Genomic DNA, 13,017 nt, shown 5'->3' with positions numbered 1-13,017 from the left:
CCCCGTTCGAACGCTTACGATCCTCTGTTGTGTCCAAACTGACCGACGTGCCCAAGCGGATTCTGATCGGGCGCGCACTGCGCAGTGACCGGCTGGGGGAAACCCTCCTGCCGAAGCGCATCGCCCTACCCGTCTTCGCCTCCGACCCGCTGTCCTCCGTGGCGTACGCCCCCGGCGAGGTCCTGCTGGTCCTGTCCATCGCGGGCGTGTCGGCGTACCACTTCAGCCCCTGGATCGCCGTCGCGGTCGTCGTGCTGATGTTCACCGTGGTCGCCTCCTACCGGCAGAACGTGCACGCCTACCCGAGCGGCGGCGGCGACTACGAGGTGGCCACCACCAACCTCGGCCCCAAGGCCGGGCTCACGGTGGCGAGCGCCCTGCTCGTCGACTACGTCCTCACCGTCGCGGTCTCCATCTCCTCCGGCATCGAGAACCTCGGCTCCGCGATCCCGTTCGTCGTCGAGCACAAGGTGTTCTGCGCGATCGCCGTGATCCTGCTGCTGACGCTGATGAACCTGCGCGGGGTCAAGGAGTCGGGCACCCTCTTCGCGATCCCGACGTACGTCTTCGTCGCGGGCGTCTTCATCATGATCGTGTGGGGCGCGTTCCGCGGGCTGGTCCTCGACGACACCATGAGGGCGCCGACCGCCGACTACGAGATCAAACCCGAGCACCAGGGCCTCGCCGGTTTCGCGCTGGTCTTCCTCCTGCTGAGGGCCTTCTCCTCCGGCTGCGCCGCCCTCACCGGCGTCGAGGCGATCTCCAACGGCGTCCCCGCGTTCCGCAAGCCCAAGTCGAAGAACGCGGGCACCACGCTGGCGCTGATGGGCCTGCTCGCCGTCACCATGTTCTGCGGCATCATCGCGCTGGCCGCCGCGACCAACGTCCGCATGGCCGAGAACCCGGCCGTCGACCTGATCCACAACGGTGTCGCGGTCGGCGCCGACTACGTCCAGAACCCGGTGATCTCCCAGGTCGCCGAGGCCGTGTTCGGCAAGGGCAGCTTCCTGTTCATCGTGCTGGCCGCGGCCACCGCCCTCGTGCTGTTCCTCGCCGCCAACACCGCCTACAACGGCTTCCCGCTGCTCGGATCGATCCTCGCCCAGGACCGCTACCTGCCGCGCCAGCTGCACACCCGTGGCGACCGCCTGGCCTTCTCCAACGGCATCGTGCTGCTCGCCGGAGCGGCCATGCTCCTGGTGTGGATCTACGGCGCCGACTCCACCCGCCTGATCCAGCTCTACATCGTCGGCGTGTTCGTCTCCTTCACGCTCAGCCAGATCGGCATGGTCCGCCACTGGAACCGCCACCTGGCCACCGAGCGGGACCAGGCCAAGCGCCGCCACATGATCCGCTCCCGGGCCATCAACACCTTCGGCGCCTTCTTCACCGGTCTGGTGCTCGTCGTCGTCCTGGCCACGAAGTTCACCCACGGCGCCTGGGTCGCGCTGCTCGGCATGTGCATCTTCTACGCGACGATGACGGCGATCCGTAAGCACTACGACCGCGTCAGCGAGGAGATCGCGGCCCCCGAGGACCCCGAGGAGGCCCCGAGCGACGACATCGTGCGGCCCTCCCGCGTCCACTCCGTCGTCCTGATCTCCAAGATCCACCGCCCGACCCTGCGCGCCCTCGCCTACGCCAAGCTGCTGCGCTCGGACAGCCTGGAGGCGCTCAGCGTCAACGTGGACCCCGCGGAGACCAAGGCGCTGCGCGAGGAGTGGGAGCGGCGCGGCATCGACGTACCGCTGAAGGTGCTGGACTCGCCCTACCGCGAGATCACCCGGCCGGTCATCGAGTACGTCAAGAGCCTGCGCAAGGAGTCCCCGCGCGACGCCGTGTCCGTGATCATCCCCGAGTACGTGGTCGGTCACTGGTACGAGCACCTGCTGCACAACCAGAGCGCGCTCCGTCTCAAGGGCCGCCTGCTGTTCACGCCCGGCGTCATGGTGACGTCGGTCCCGTACCAGCTGCAGTCCTCCGAGGCGGCCAAGCGGCGGGCCCGCAAGCGGCAGGAGTGGAACGCTCCCGGCGCGGTGCGCCGCGGTCCCGCGCAGACCGACCGGGCGAAGGAGTCCTCGCCGTCGACGTAGACTGGTCGGCTGTCGTCTCTCTTGGGCGACCCGTCCCGTCAGCTGATCACCCTCTCGTCACTGGAGTCACCCCGCCATGCAGGCAGAACCGAAGAAGTCGCTGGTGGGCGAGGAGTACGAGGTCGAGGTCGGCCCCGTCGCCCACGGCGGCCACTGCATCGCCCGTACGTCCGAGGGGCAGGTGCTGTTCGTCCGGCACACGCTGCCCGGTGAGCGCGTCGTGGCGCGGGTGACCGAGGGGGAGGAAGGCGCGCGGTTCCTGCGCGCGGACGCCGTCGAGATCCTGGAGCCGTCGAAGGACCGCATCGAGGCTCCCTGCCCCTTCGCCGGCCCCGGCCGCTGCGGCGGCTGCGACTGGCAGCACGCCAAGCCGGGCGCCCAGCGCCGTCTGAAGGGCGAGGTCGTCGCCGAGCAGCTCAAGCGCCTCGCCGGTCTCACCCCCGAGGAGGCCGGCTGGGACGGCACGGTGATGCCGGCCGAGGGCGACAAGCTGCCCGCCGGCCAGGTGCCGCAGTGGCGTACGCGGGTGCAGTACGCCGTGGACGCCGAGGGTCACGCCGGACTGCGCCGGCACCGCTCGCACGAGGTCGAGCGGATCGACCACTGCATGATCGCCGCCGAGGGCGTCAGCGAGCTGGGCATCGAGCGCCGGGACTGGACCGGCATGGAGTCCGTCGAGGCGATCGCGGCCAGCGGCTCGCAGGACCGACAGGTCATCCTGACCCCGCGGCCGGGCGCACGGCTGCCGATCGTCGAACTGGACCGGCCGGTGTCGGTGATGCGGGTCGACGAGAAGTCCGGCGGCGTCCACCGCGTCCACGGCCGCCCCTTCGTCCGCGAGCGGGCGGACGACCGTACGTACCGGGTCGGCGCCGGCGGCTTCTGGCAGGTCCACCCGAAGGCGGCGGACACGCTGACGAAGGCGGTCATGCAGGGACTGCTGCCGCGCAAGGGCGACATGGCGCTCGACCTCTACTGCGGCGTCGGCCTCTTCGCGGGCGCCCTGGCCGACCGGGTCGGCGACAAGGGCGCGGTGCTCGGCATCGAGTCCGGCAAGCGCGCGGTGGAGGACGCCCGGCACAACCTCGCCGGCTTCGACCGCGTCCGCATCGAACAGGGCAAGGTCGAATCCGTCCTCCCGCGCACCGGAATCACCGAGGTCGACATCGTCGTCCTGGACCCGCCGCGGGCCGGCGCCGGCCGCAAGACGGTGGAGCACCTGTCGTCGCTGGGCGCCCGTAGGATCGCGTACGTGGCCTGCGACCCGGCGGCGCTGGCACGGGATCTGGGGTACTTCCGGGACGGGGGGTACCGGGTGCGGACGCTGCGGGTGTTCGATCTGTTCCCGATGACGCATCACGTGGAGTGCGTGGCGATTTTGGAGCCCGCGCAGAAGGGCTCCTGACCTGCTGCTTTGTGGCCAGGTCGATGATGACGAGTCGAGTCGACCTGTTTCCGGGTCTCCACCGTGTGGAGGGTGTCGCAGGTTCCCGCCACGTGTGTCACCTGCGGCTTCGCGCACCGGCGCAGGGTGGGAGCGGTCCGTCTCATCTTTGTGAGGGACGGCTGGGGAACGTCTTGACTCTCGTTCGACGCTGATTTTGACGGGGCGTCATGACGCTCGCTCGGTCGTTGTCGCATGGCCGACGTCCTGAGCGCCGAGGGCTCGTCGGCCCTCGGAGAAGTGACCAGGCCGCGTACGCGCGGGTCAGTCGTTGAGCGCGGGACTGGAGGTGGTGGAGACGTCGCGCTGGATGAGGGCACGGTGCGGTCGCTCTCACCTGCACCTCACGTCGGCAATATCTCTCTGCGGACTTCCTCCCAGTTGGCAAGGTCACCATCTGCCGAGACCTGCGTGGCGCAGAGGACGGCGGTGTCGATGTGGCCTCCGCGGATCATTGCGAAGGCCGTGGCGGCCTGCGAGGTCGTGAACCGGGCGGGGCGAGACCTCCCTCCGCGACGTGTTCTTCTCTCCCGACAGGCCTCTCCGTCCTTCGGACTGGCATGGGCGTCGACGGGGTGGAGCCGGGATCACCCTGGCTCCACCCCGTGGTGCGGGTGTGTCACTGGAACTGTGCGAAGAACCTCCAGATCTCTGCTTTGGTCCAGGTGGCGACGCCGCTTTCGTTGGGGGAGCCGTCGACCGGACCGGGTATGTGGCCGCCGTCGAACGCGGCCCATTGGACCGGGTATCCGGCACGGCAGCCCGAGTAGGTCGTGGTGATGTGCGTTCGGCTGCCCGGTGCGGGTTCGCGCGGGCTCTGGGGGGTGCAGCCGTTGTTGCTGACGAACTTGTCGCGCAGGGACCGTCCTTGCGCGATGCCGAGGACGGAGTCGCTGATGCCGTGGATTCCGAAGTAGGCGATCGGCTGGGTGCCGCCGCTGCAGCCGCTGATCTGGGCGCCGGATATGACCGCGACGGCCCTGAAGACGTTCGCCCGGCTGCATGCGAGTGCGTAGCTCATACCGCCGCCCCAGCTGAATCCCGTGGCGAAACGCTGTGCCGGGTTGACGCAGAGGCCGCCCTCGATTCGCCGGATCATGTCGTCGACGAAGGTGACGTCCTCACCGCCCGAATTGGCCCAGCCGTTGCCGAGGCCCTGCGGAGCGACGAGGATCGCGCTGTTGTTCGACTGTTCCTGTTGGCCGTAGTAGGACCAGGCGTTCCCGCTCGTGCCGCCCGAGGCGACGTCGCCGGCGGTTCCGCCCCGCCAGTGGAACGCGAAGATCAGCCGGTAGGGGCGGCTGTTGTCGTAGTCGGCGGGGACCCTGAGGATGAAGCTGCGGCTCTTACCGCCGCTTTGAATCGTGTGCGTACCGCTGGCCAGGGTCGGGGCGCTGCCGCATCCGCCGCCACCGGACGACAGCTTGATCATCTGCCATTGCTGGTTGGCGCCGCCCCAGTCGGTGTACTGGACGACGCTGCCGCCGTCGGCGGTGGAGGCGCCCTGCACCTCCACCGCCTTGCCGCTGTTGCGGTTGATCAGCCGGACGTGGCCCGCGTCGGAGTCGGCCAGGCGGAACTGCTGGTTGGCCCCGTTGTGGTCGGCCCACTGCTGGATCGCGGCACCGTCTGCGGTCGAGGCGCCGGCCACGTCGAGAACCTTGTCCGAATGCCGGGCCTTGAGGCGGTAGAAGCCGCCGCCGGAGTCCACGAACTGCCACTGCTGGTTGGTCCCGTCCTGGCGCGTCCCCTGGCTGACCCGCGCGCCGTCGGCGGTGGACGCGCCAGAGACGTCCAGCGCCTTTCCGCTGTTGCGGTTGACCAGGACGTACCAGGCATTGGTGTCCACCGTCGCCGCCTCGGCGGGCGCCGGATTCACCGCGGTGAGCATGCCGATCGCGAGGGTCGCCGCCACCACGGCGGCGACCCGGGACCACCAACGATGTCTTCCTGGAGGGGCGGGAGACGCCGCACCGTTGGCCGTCATCGATTCACCCTTTCGAATGTGGCAGGTCCCATCAGGTGAGGGTCCAGCGTTGGTTGCTGCCGTTCGAGCAGGAGTGGAGCTGGATCAGGGTGCCGTTGGCGGTGCCGGCTCCGACGGCGTCGAGGCAGAGGCCGGACTGGACACCGACGATGGATCCGTCGGAGTTGAGGCGCCATTTCTGGTTGTCGCCGCCCCAGCAGCTGTAGATCTGGACTTTGGTGCCGTTGCCGGTGCCGGCGGCGTCCAGGCACTTGTTGCCGTAAACCCTGAGTTCGCCGGCGGCGGTTGGGGTCCACTGCTGATTGGTGCCGCTGTGGCAGTCCCACAGCTGGACCTGGGTGCCGTCGGTGGTGCCGGCGTTCGGCACGTCCAGGCAGCGGCCCGATCCGATGCCCTTGATCTGTCCGGAATCCCCAGGGGGCGTAGTGGAGCCACCGTTGAGCGCGTTGAGGACGGCGGTGTAGGCGGGCTTCTTGCTGCCGTCGCCGTTGAACAGCAGCGGTGTGTCCTGCGACCGCCAGGAGTCGGTGTCGCGCACACCCCAGACGGTGATGCCCAGGCAGCGCGAGACGGCCAGGCAGTCGTTGGTCACGTTGGCGTAGGTCGTGGGCGAGGCGCCCTGGATGTCGAGTTCGGTGATGGCCACGTCGACGCCGAGGGCGGCGAAGTTCTGCAGGGTGGTGCGGAAGTTGCTGTTGTAGGGGCTGCCGCTGTTGAAGTGCGACTGGAAGCCGACGCAGTCGATCGGCACGCCGCGCTGCTTGAAGTCCCGGACCATGGCGTACATGGCCTGGGTCTTGGCCCAGGTCCAGTTCTCGACGTTGTAGTCGTTGTAGCAGAGCTTGGCGGCCGGGTCCGCGGCGCGCGCGGTGCGGAAGGCGACCTCGATCCAGTCGTTTCCGGTGCGCTGCAGGTTGGAGTCGCGCCGGGCTCCCGTGCTGCCGTCGGCGAAGGCCTCGTTCACGACGTCCCACTGGGCGATCTTGCCCTTGTAGTGGCCCATCACGCCGTTGATGTGGTCGATCATCGCTTGGCGCAGTGCGCTGCCGCTGAGGCTCTGCATCCAGCCGGGCTGCTGGGAGTGCCAGGCCAGGGTGTGACCGCGCACCTGCTTGCCGTTCTGCACCGCCCAGTTGTAGACGCGGTCACCGGCGGTGAAGTTGAACTGGCCTCGCTGGGGCTGGGTGGCGTCGATCTTCATCTCGTTCTCGGCCGTCACCGAGTTGAACTCGCGGCTCGCGATCGACGTGTACGCCGAGTCGCCCAGCCTGCCCGAGGCGATGGCGGTGCCGAAGTAACGGCCGCTCTGCGCCGCTGCGGCGCCGAGCGTGCTCTCGGCGGCGTGTGCGGTCGGCGGCGCGGCCAGCGTGGCGACCGCACTGAGGACGCCGACGACCAGCGCCAACAGCAGGCCGCGGATATTCCGGCGGATAACGGGTCTGGGAAGGGCATACGAGCCCATGACTGTGCCTCCAAGGTAGAAATCACGGAAGGACTGAAGCGCAGGGGAATGCCCCCTCCGCTCCCTCTCGGCGGACGGACGGGGCGGGCCGGAACCCCGGGCAGCGCGCATCCCCGGACTCTGCGGTCAGGGATCCGGGACGATCTCAACCGGCACGGACAGCACCCGCTCGGCCGGCGGGTGACGTACGGCGGGCGGCGGCGGTGCTTCGACACAGGCATGGGGGAGCTCCATCGCGGCTCAGCCGGGAGACCGCCATGCGGCGTCGCGCACCTCTCCAATTGCGCGAAGAGTCAAGGTGCGCTGGTGCGAACCTCACCGGAACGAAACGGGGTGGCGCGGGTGCTTTGGTGCGCGGATCTGTCGTGCGGCTGCGCGTGGATCTGCCGTGCAGCACAGATTGCCCAGGGCCGACGCCGTTCGATATCTCGAACTGCGGCCGGTTCTCAGACAGGGATGATTGAGGTGTTGACGATGAATCGTCAATACTCCTCGCAGAAGAAGTTTCCGTTTCTCGTCCGAAACATTCGGAACTCCGGTATGCGGACGGGGTGACCTCCAGTCGCTGCAGCCGGCGCTCCACCGGGTGTCGGCGCTGTCCGCGAGATCGCTGCACTCCGGCGCCAAGGGTGGTGCGACTTGGCCGTTCTGTCGCTGTGACGTACGACGTTTTGTGCACGGCTCCTTCGAAGCTTTCGGTCTATGTAGCGACACATGCGAGGGGTATTGACGCCGTTCACCGGTTCCCTATCATTCAGGTTGCTCGACACTCCGACCCATGTTCGATATTGCGAACATCAAGGTCGCTCCATCGCACAGCAGGGCAACTCCGGGTCGCGCCGCCCGAACGCAGAGCCGTAAGGAGCCGTGCCACATGCAAATGTCATGGACTCGCCAATCTCTGCCGTCGTGCTCACAGGCTGCTGCACACCGCACTGCACCGACAGTCCGGACAACCTCTGACGAGGCCGACCGGAACCGCCTACTGAAGGTTGAGGAAGTCCCCATGCACAGAGGAAGTTTCAGCCGCAGGCATCCGTCTGCGGTGCTCGCCGCCGCGTTTGCGGTGCTGGCCGCGTTGGCAGCGATGCTCGTCGCCACCCCGGCTCAGGCGGCTACCACTGGCGCCTTGCGCGGTGTTGGTTCGAACCGGTGTCTCGATGTGCTGGGCGCCAGCCAGACCAACGGCACGTATCTGCAGATTTACGACTGCTGGGGCGGGACCAACCAGCAGTGGACGCTGACGGACGGCAACCAGCTCACCGTGTACGACAACAAGTGCCTGGACGTTCCGGGCCACGCCACCACGGCCGGTACCCGGGTACAGATCTGGACCTGTTCCGGCGGTACGAACCAGCAGTGGCGGGTCAACTCCGACGGCACGGTACGCGGCGTGGAGTCCGGGCTCTGCCTGGAGGTGGCGGGCGCCGGTACGGCCAACGGCACAGCGGTGCAGATCGGGACGTGCAACGGCGGCAGCAACCAGAAGTGGACTGGCCTGTCCGGGACCCCGACCCCGCCGGACGGCTCGTGCTCTCTTCCGTCGACGTACCGGTGGACGTCGACGGGTGTGCTGGCGCAGCCGGCGAACGGGTGGGCCGCGGTGAAGGACTTCACCACCGTCACGCACAACGGCAGGCACCTGGTCTACGCGTCGAACGTGTCGGGTTCGTCGTACGGCTCGATGATGTTCAGTCCCTTCACGAACTGGTCGGACATGGCGTCGGCCGGCCAGACCGGCATGAGCCAGGCCGCGGTGGCGCCCACGCTGTTCTACTTCGCGCCCAAGAACATCTGGGTGCTGGCGTACCAGTGGGGTGCGTGGCCCTTCATCTACCGCACGTCGAGCGACCCCACCAACCCCAACGGCTGGTCCTCTCCGCAGCCGCTGTTCACCGGGAGCATCTCCGGCTCCGACACCGGCCCCATCGACCAGACCCTGATCGCCGACGGCCAGAACATGTACCTGTTCTTCGCCGGTGACAACGGCAAGATCTACCGGGCGAGCATGCCGATCGGGAACTTCCCGGGCAACTTCGGCTCGTCGTACACGACCATCATGAGCGACACGAAGGCCAACCTCTTCGAGGGCGTACAGGTCTACAAGGTCCAGGGCCAGAACCAGTACCTCATGATCGTCGAGGCCATGGGCGCGAACGGACGCTACTTCCGTTCCTTCACGGCCTCCAGCCTGAGCGGCTCGTGGACCCCGCAGGCCGCAAGCGAGAGCAACCCCTTCGCGGGCAAGGCCAACAGCGGTGCCACCTGGACCAACGACATCAGCCACGGTGACCTGGTCCGCAACAACCCCGACCAGACCATGACCATCGACCCCTGCAACCTGCAGTTCCTCTACCAGGGCAAGTCCCCCACCGCGGGCGGCCCTTACGACCAACTGCCGTGGCGGCCGGGAGTCCTCACCCTGCAGCGCTGAGCTTCCCGCTGCACGGTGACCGTGATGTGGTGCGGTCTGCAGGCGTGTGGGCGAACGATTTACGGCGTGGGCGACACCACCCGCTGACCGGCACTCACCGCCTCGAGGAACCCCAGCCGTGCAGCGGCCGGGGTTCCTCCCATTTCCGGTGCCGTTGCCGCGGCCCGGCCCGTCCTCGAAGGGGTCGAGGCGTTCGGACCCCGCTTCGGCGTGTTCGCCGCCGGACGCGCCAAGCCTGCCCATCTCGCCCGCACCGTGGCGCTCCGGATCACCCACCGCGCCCTCGACGCGGGCATCGATTTCGTCGAGACCGCGGACGTGTACTCCGCCGGTGTCTCGGAGGAGATCGTCGCCAAGGCCCTGAAGGGCCGCTGCGGGGATGTGTGGCTCGGTGCCGACCACATCGACCTCTACCAGGTCCGCCTCGCCGACCCTGACACCGACGTCGCCGAAAACCTCGGTGCTCTCTCCGCTCTCGAGCACCAGGGCAAGGGGCGCTACATCGACTCGTCGTCATACTCCGGCGCCCAGATCGTCGAGGCCCAGTGGTTCTCGCGAGAGCGTCACCTGGAACGGTTCGTGACCGGGCTGCCGCCGTACTCCATCCTGGTCCGCGGGATCGAGGAGGACGTGCTGCCCACCGTCCGCCGCCACGGCATGGGCACCCTCACCTACAGCCCGATCTCCGGCGGCTGGCTCTCCGGCCGCTACCGCAAGAACGCCACTGAGGGCGCCGCCTCCGCGGCGCGCCCCCAGGCTCGCTTCGACATGAGCAGCCCCGCCAGCCAGCGCACCCGGCGTCACCTCGTCCATCACCGGACCGCGCACCGTGGAACATCTGGAGGCTGTGGGCCGGCCAGTGGCGACGACGCGAGTCGGATCGGCGGGTCACGGCCGGTCGATTCGCAGCCGGGGTTCACGGCGACGGTACGCCGACGGGGCCGACACGGGCGTTGGTCTTCGAAAGTTTCGGACGTTGCGCGCATGCTTGCGTTACATCCCTTCCTCGTCTCGTTCCACTCCACGCAACGGTTCGCATGATGGGTGGCTTGACCAGCGAAGACGTATTCGCCAAGACCTCTTCTGGTTAAAGAAGTGTTTCCGAAAGGTCGTCGAAAGTGTTGACAGGGTCATGGCGCTCTACGAAAACTGTGGCCAACCGAACGGCAGGGTCGTTGCGGCACGACGACGGGCGACCCCCGCCGTGTTCCACCGTGTTCCATGCAAGGCCGCGGGCGGCAGAAGCCGCCCGCCCCCCACCAGCCTTCATCGGGAGGACGCATGCAGCAGGACGGCACGCAGCAGGACCCGATCCAGCAGAACCCCGCTCCCTTCAGCAGCTTGAGCCGACGTGGCTTCCTCGGCGGCGCCGGCACCGTCGCGCTCGCCACCGCGTCCGGGCTGCTGCTGCCCGGCACCGCCAACGCCGCCACCACCATCACCACCAATCAGACCGGCTACGACGGCATGTACTACTCGTTCTGGACCGACGGCGGCGGCTCCGTCTCCATGACGCTCAACGGCGGCGGCAGCTACAGCACCCGGTGGACCAACTGCGGCAACTTCGTCGCCGGCAAGGGGTGGAACACCGGCGGGCGCAGGACGGTCCGCTACACCGGCTACTTCAACCCGTCGGGCAACGGCTACGGCTGCCTCTACGGCTGGACGTCGAACCCGCTGGTGGAGTACTACATCGTCGACAACTGGGGCAGCTACCGGCCCACCGGCGAGCACAGGGGCACGGTCTACAGCGACGGCGGCACGTACGACATCTACAAGACGACGCGGTACAACGCCCCCTCCGTCGAGGGCACCCGCACCTTCGACCAGTACTGGAGCGTCCGGCAGTCGAAGGTGACCAGTGGCTCCGGTACCATCACCACCGGCAACCACTTCGACGCCTGGGCGCGCGCGGGCATGAACATGGGCCAGTTCAGGTACTACATGATCATGGCCACCGAGGGTTACCAGAGCAGCGGAAGCTCGAACATCACGGTCAGCGGCTGACCTCCGTCCGCCGAACAATCGGCTACGGGACCAGCACCTCCCCCCACCGATCGGCGGCATCCCACCCCACGAGCACGAGGCCGACCACCGATCCCGGATCGTCCGGGGACATCGGCGGTGACGGGTTCACTGACCCCTCATCGCCGGGGACACCTCCACGGGATCTCTGGGAGCGTGATGAAGCGCGTCTCCTGAATACCCACGGGAGGCGGCAGGCCTGACCAGGCCGGTCGCCTCCCGGCACCTTTCAAGGGGCCCGGATCGTACTGACCGCGCACGGAAGGCGCCCTTTTGGGTCGGATAGGTCAATCATCGCAGCCCGGAGCGGCCTCGTCAGTGAATTTCGATCACACTGCCCCCTCAATGGCGGGTCCTCATTCGGGCCCCGGTTCTCGCTGACCGAACTGCTCTGGGACCGATTCGCGGTCCTGCTGCCCGAGCGGCCGGTCCACAAGAGGATCCCGGCGAGCGGCCGTTGTCGAAGACGACCCCGCGCTCGCCCACGCTCACCGGAACATTGACCCACCGGGCCTTGCCGTCGGCGAACGAGGCGTACCGACAGCGGTGACCGGTGTCCTGGCCGTATGTGACGAGAACGAGGTCCGGCACCTTTCCGCAACGTAGTGCTTGCTGACCCGGTTGTACTCTCTCCAGAAATTGCCGTAGACAGACTTCGCCGTCAGCACGGCCTGGCCCGCGTTGGTGATTTCGTACGGTTTCAAGTCACCGGCCGGCTCGTCGAAACGGATGGACCAGGGGACCTTCACGCCGTTGTAGGTGACGGTGCACCGTGTGGTCACGCCCGGCTCCTCGCTCACCTGGCCGCCCTCGCAGGCGGCGCTGGTCTTCCCCGGTATCGGGGCGGGAGGCGTTGTCATCCGATCCCGACCCGCCGCAGCCCGCGATGACGAGAGCGACCATGGCTGTGCCCAGGAGAGTTCCACCGGTGCGCATGCAGCCCGACTCCAGCCAGACGCGCGACCGGTCGAGACGGTCGCAGTGAACGACTCCGGCAAGCTCCGGCGCCGCACCGAACACCGGAGAACGGCCAGGCTCTACCGCTGGGCCCGGTGATGATACAAGAGACAGGTGTTCAGGCCGTTGGCCGCGCGAATACGGTGGAGTGGCCTGCCCGGATGGACTTGGGGGACTTCGTGACGTTCGAGCAAGAATGGGCCGAGCTGCGCGCGGCGGCGGCCGAGCGGACCGCCATGCAGATCAACAGCATTCCGGCCGAGGGCGGCGGGGGCGGTGGTGGCGGGAAAGACCTGGTGGTCCATCGGGACGACCTCGGCGCCATCGGCAATGACGCGTACGACCTGCTGGGACGGCTGGGGAAGGACGGCGACATCGCCCGTGCCTCCACGTTCGACGCGGCGACGGCGCTGACCAACGGGAACTTCGTGAGCGGTTCGGCCGTGCTGAAGGTGCACGACTTCTGGCAGACCCACCTGAAGACGCTGCTGGACGCCTGCGCGCAGATTTCGAATCACCTCGATTACAGCAAGGCCCGGCACGCCAAGGACGAGGCGAAGATCGAGGGAGAGCTGACGCGGATTTCCGTGCTCACGGAATACATGAAATAGGGCT

General features: G+C 67.9%; 9 protein-coding genes and 1 pseudogene. 6 read left to right on the top strand and 4 right to left on the bottom strand.

Annotated features, from left to right (window positions below):
* The first annotated feature begins 29 nt into the window (after nucleotides 1–29).
* A complete protein-coding gene (locus tag H0H10_RS02940) occupies nucleotides 30–2,093 on the top strand; it encodes an APC family permease (protein ID WP_188179199.1) in 2,064 nt (687 codons plus the stop codon).
* Nucleotides 2,094–2,169: 76 nt separating this feature from the next.
* Entirely contained in the window at nucleotides 2,170–3,498 is a 1,329-nt protein-coding gene (locus tag H0H10_RS02935) for a class I SAM-dependent RNA methyltransferase (protein WP_188179198.1), read from the top strand.
* Between the two features lie 416 nt (nucleotides 3,499–3,914).
* Here H0H10_RS02935 and H0H10_RS39585 read toward each other — a convergent pair.
* The 3 genes and pseudogenes from H0H10_RS39585 to H0H10_RS02925 all read right to left on the bottom strand — a co-directional run.
* Nucleotides 3,915–4,010 (bottom strand): annotated as a pseudogene (locus tag H0H10_RS39585) (succinyl-CoA--3-ketoacid-CoA transferase); the annotation flags it as partial.
* A gap of 146 nt (nucleotides 4,011–4,156) precedes the next feature.
* Nucleotides 4,157–5,455, bottom strand: a complete 1,299-nt coding sequence (locus tag H0H10_RS02930; protein WP_188179239.1) for an RICIN domain-containing protein — start codon at nucleotides 5,453–5,455, stop codon at nucleotides 4,157–4,159.
* Between the two features lie 100 nt (nucleotides 5,456–5,555).
* Nucleotides 5,556–6,986 (bottom strand): endo-1,4-beta-xylanase, encoded by a 1,431-nt coding sequence (locus tag H0H10_RS02925; RefSeq protein ID WP_188179197.1) that lies wholly within the window; start codon nucleotides 6,984–6,986, stop codon nucleotides 5,556–5,558.
* A gap of 1,006 nt (nucleotides 6,987–7,992) precedes the next feature.
* On the opposite strand from H0H10_RS02925, the gene H0H10_RS02920 reads away from it, so the two are divergent.
* The 3 genes from H0H10_RS02920 to xynA all read left to right on the top strand — a co-directional run bounded on the left by H0H10_RS02920 (nucleotide 7,993) and on the right by xynA (nucleotide 11,427).
* Nucleotides 7,993–9,420 carry a non-reducing end alpha-L-arabinofuranosidase family hydrolase gene (locus tag H0H10_RS02920; RefSeq protein ID WP_188179196.1) on the top strand — a complete coding sequence of 476 codons (1,428 nt, stop codon included), beginning with the start codon at nucleotides 7,993–7,995 and terminating at the stop codon, nucleotides 9,418–9,420.
* Between the two features lie 210 nt (nucleotides 9,421–9,630).
* Entirely contained in the window at nucleotides 9,631–10,461 is an 831-nt protein-coding gene (locus H0H10_RS02915; protein WP_309141718.1) for an aldo/keto reductase, read from the top strand.
* Nucleotides 10,462–10,701: 240 nt separating this feature from the next.
* On the top strand, nucleotides 10,702–11,427 hold the full coding sequence (gene xynA / locus H0H10_RS02910) for an endo-1,4-beta-xylanase XynA (RefSeq protein ID WP_188179195.1): 726 nt from the start codon (nucleotides 10,702–10,704) through the stop codon (nucleotides 11,425–11,427).
* Between the two features lie 506 nt (nucleotides 11,428–11,933).
* Here xynA and H0H10_RS02905 read toward each other — a convergent pair.
* Nucleotides 11,934–12,245 carry a hypothetical protein gene (locus tag H0H10_RS02905; RefSeq protein ID WP_188179194.1) on the bottom strand — a complete coding sequence of 104 codons (312 nt, stop codon included), beginning with the start codon at nucleotides 12,243–12,245 and terminating at the stop codon, nucleotides 11,934–11,936.
* A gap of 336 nt (nucleotides 12,246–12,581) precedes the next feature.
* Here H0H10_RS02905 and H0H10_RS02900 point away from each other — a divergent pair, with 336 nt between their 5' ends.
* Nucleotides 12,582–13,013 carry a hypothetical protein gene (locus tag H0H10_RS02900; protein ID WP_188179193.1) on the top strand — a complete coding sequence of 144 codons (432 nt, stop codon included), beginning with the start codon at nucleotides 12,582–12,584 and terminating at the stop codon, nucleotides 13,011–13,013.
* The last annotated feature ends 4 nt before the right edge of the window (nucleotides 13,014–13,017 follow it).

It is taken from the genome of Streptomyces griseicoloratus (assembly GCF_014534645.1).
Classification (GTDB): Bacteria; Actinomycetota; Actinomycetes; order Streptomycetales; family Streptomycetaceae; genus Streptomyces; species Streptomyces griseicoloratus.
The sequence above is the reverse complement of the archived record's forward strand: the minus strand, read 5'-3'. Positions and strand labels throughout refer to the sequence as shown.

Coding starts and splice junctions, on each gene's coding strand:
- H0H10_RS02935 (WP_188179198.1), top strand. CDS start 2,170: ATGCAGGCAGAACCGAAGAAGTCGCTGGTGGGCGAGGAGTACGAGGTC.
- H0H10_RS02925 (WP_188179197.1), bottom strand. CDS start 6,986: ATGGGCTCGTATGCCCTTCCCAGACCCGTTATCCGCCGGAATATCCGC.
- H0H10_RS02920 (WP_188179196.1), top strand. CDS start 7,993: ATGCACAGAGGAAGTTTCAGCCGCAGGCATCCGTCTGCGGTGCTCGCC.
- xynA (WP_188179195.1), top strand. CDS start 10,702: ATGCAGCAGGACGGCACGCAGCAGGACCCGATCCAGCAGAACCCCGCT.